We start from the raw sequence: 2,833 nt of genomic DNA, 5'->3' as shown, positions 1-2,833 counted from the left end.
GTGCTGCCGAAGATGTCCGACCGGCTCGGCCTGCTCACCCGCACCAACTCCGAATCCATCGTCGGCGCGGGCAAGTACAAGGTCGACCCGGCACTCGACCTCACCAAGGGCGTCGCGATCACGTCGTCGTTCCACCCGACCGCGGACACCCATATCGAGCCGGTGCGCTACGGCAAGGGCTCGAACGCGATGGGCCTGCTGCAGACGCTGATGGTGGACGGTGGTGGGCGGGTGCCGCGCTGGATGAAGTTCATCTTGGCGGTACTGCGAAACCCGATCGGGACAGCGCGGCTTTTGTCGGTGCGGAACTGGAGCGAGCGCACCATGATCGCGCTCGTCATGCAGAACCTCGACAACTCGATCACCACGTTCACCAAGCGCGGACTCTTCGGGCGCCGGTACACGAGCAAACAGGGCCACGGTGAGCCGAACCCGACCTGGATCCCGGTCGGCAACGAGGCGACTCGCCGAATCGCCGGCAAGATCGACGCGGTCGCGGGCGGCACCTGGGGTGAGATCTTCGACATCCCACTGACGGCGCATTTCCTCGGCGGGTGCACGATCGGCGACGGCCCGGATACCGGCGTAATCGATCCGTACCACCGGGTTTACGGCTACCCGACGCTCAGCATCGTGGACGGCGCAGCGGTATCGGCGAACCTCGGTGTCAACCCGTCACTGACCATTTGCGCGCAGGCCGAGCGGTCCGCGGCGATGTGGCCGAACAAGGGCGAGGCCGACACCCGTCCCGAGCAGGGGGCCGCGTACCAGCGGCTCGCGCCGGTGCACCCGAAGCAGCCCGTCGTGCCCGCCGAGGCGCCCGCGGCACTGCGGCTGCCGATCGTTGAGATCAAGTCGGCCTGATGCGCGTAATCGCACTGCCCGGTACGGGCGCGTTCGCGCCGTGTCGTCGCAGCTAGAATCATCCGAGTGGCACAAACGCAGCAGCCCGATTCCCCGGTCCTCGTCGTCGACTTCGGCGCCCAGTACGCACAACTGATCGCGCGCCGCGTGCGCGAGGCGAAGGTGTACTCGGAGGTGGTCCCGCACACGACCACGGTCGAGGAGATGGTGGCGCGCAAACCCCGCGCGATCGTCCTGTCCGGCGGGCCGTCGAGTGTGTACACCGAGGGCGCACCGCAGCTCGACCCGCGGTTGTTCGATCACGACATCCCCGTCTTCGGCATCTGCTACGGATTCCAGGCGATGGCCCAGGCCCTCGGCGGCACGGTGTCGCACACCGGCACCCGCGAGTACGGCCGCACCGAACTCAGCGTCGACGGCGGCATCCTGCACGGCGGGCTGCCCACCGTGCAGCCGGTGTGGATGAGCCACGGTGACGCGGTCACCGACGCCCCGGAGGGTTTCGAGGTCACCGGCACCAGCGCGGGTGCGCCGGTCGCGGCGTTCGAGAACCGCGCGCGCCGCCTGGCCGGCGTGCAGTACCACCCCGAGGTGCTGCACTCGCCGCACGGCCAGCAGGTGCTCAGCCGCTTCCTGCACGAGATCGCGGGCATCGATGCGGTCTGGACGCCCGCGAATATCGCAGAGGCCCTGGTAGAGCAGGTCCGTACCCAGATCGGTGACGGGCACGCGATCTGCGGTCTGTCCGGCGGTGTCGACTCCGCGGTCGCCGCGGCCCTAGTGCAACGCGCAATCGGTGACCGTCTGACGTGTGTGTTCGTCGACCACGGTCTGCTGCGGGCCGGCGAGCGTGAGCAGGTGCAGCAGGACTTCGTCGCCTCCACCGGTGCCAAGCTGGTCACCGTCGACGCCGTCGACAAGTTCCTCGGCGAACTCGACGGAGTGACCGATCCGGAGGAGAAGCGCAAGATCATCGGCCGCGAGTTCATCCGCAGCTTCGAGGGTGCGGTCGCGGAGGTTGTGAACGAGACCATGACGACGACCGGCCTGACTGGTGCGCCGGCAGTGGAGTACCTCGTGCAGGGCACGCTGTACCCGGACGTCGTCGAGTCGGGCGGTGGTTCGGGCACGGCAAACATCAAGAGCCACCACAACGTCGGTGGACTGCCCGACGATCTCGAGTTCGAACTCGTTGAGCCGCTGCGGTTGCTGTTCAAGGATGAGGTCCGCGCCGTCGGCCGCGAACTCGGATTGCCCGAGGAAATCGTTGCGCGCCAGCCCTTCCCGGGTCCGGGCCTGGCCATCCGCATTGTCGGCGAGGTCAACGAGGGACGGCTCGCGACGCTGCGGCAGGCCGATGCGATCGCTCGCGAGGAACTCACCGCGGCCGGTCTCGACAAGCAGATCTGGCAGTGCCCGGTGGTGCTGCTCGCAGACGTGCGCAGCGTCGGTGTGCAGGGTGACGGCCGTACCTACGGACACCCGATCGTGCTGCGGCCGGTGTCGAGCGAGGACGCGATGACCGCCGACTGGACCCGCCTGCCCTACGAGGTGCTGGAACGAATCTCGACTCGCATCACCAACGAGGTGCCCGACGTGAACCGCGTCGTGCTGGACGTGACCAGCAAGCCGCCGGGCACCATCGAATGGGAGTGACCGAGCGCGCGAGTTAGCGCTTGCTGGGCGTGAAGACGAGAAGCGCGCCCACGATGATCGCCGCAACGACAAGGATCCAGCCGAGGTTCGGGCCATCCACGCCCTCGCCCGGCCAGCCGTTCCCACCGGCGAGCGCCCACCCGCTCACGACGAGCGCGAGGATTCCGGAGAGCAGGAGCAGGACCGACGGTCCGCGTTTGCCTTCGCGCGGCGCGGAGCCTGCGGAGCGCCCATCTTCTGCCCAGTCGGTGTCGAATTCGTCAGCCACGGAGCACCTCCACCTTGCCGAATCGGCCATCCACATCCAGCGTCA

Annotated in this window: 3 protein-coding genes; 2 read left to right on the top strand and 1 reads right to left on the bottom strand. The window is 68.1% G+C overall.

Translation table 11 applies throughout. The features are described 5' to 3' along the window. Together A8G08_RS13220 and guaA are read left to right on the top strand one after the other, a co-directional pair. Positions 1–864, top strand: an 864-nt coding sequence (locus A8G08_RS13220) for a GMC oxidoreductase (protein ID WP_169823305.1), incomplete at its 5' end; no start/stop codon positions are given. A gap of 66 nt (positions 865–930) precedes the next feature. Next, positions 931–2,520, top strand: coding sequence for a glutamine-hydrolyzing GMP synthase (gene guaA, locus A8G08_RS13215; RefSeq protein ID WP_068274517.1), 1,590 nt, complete (start codon positions 931–933; stop codon positions 2,518–2,520). 13 nt (positions 2,521–2,533) lie between these two features. Here guaA and A8G08_RS13210 read toward each other — a convergent pair whose 3' ends face one another. After that, entirely contained in the window at positions 2,534–2,788 is a 255-nt protein-coding gene (locus A8G08_RS13210) for a hypothetical protein (RefSeq protein WP_084436176.1), read from the bottom strand. Positions 2,789–2,833: the final 45 nt, after the last annotated feature.

Origin of the sequence: Aldersonia kunmingensis (genome assembly GCF_001646865.1) — a bacterium.
GTDB lineage: Bacteria > Actinomycetota > Actinomycetes > Mycobacteriales > Mycobacteriaceae > Aldersonia > Aldersonia kunmingensis.
The sequence above is the reverse complement of the archived record's forward strand: the minus strand, read 5'-3'. Positions and strand labels throughout refer to the sequence as shown.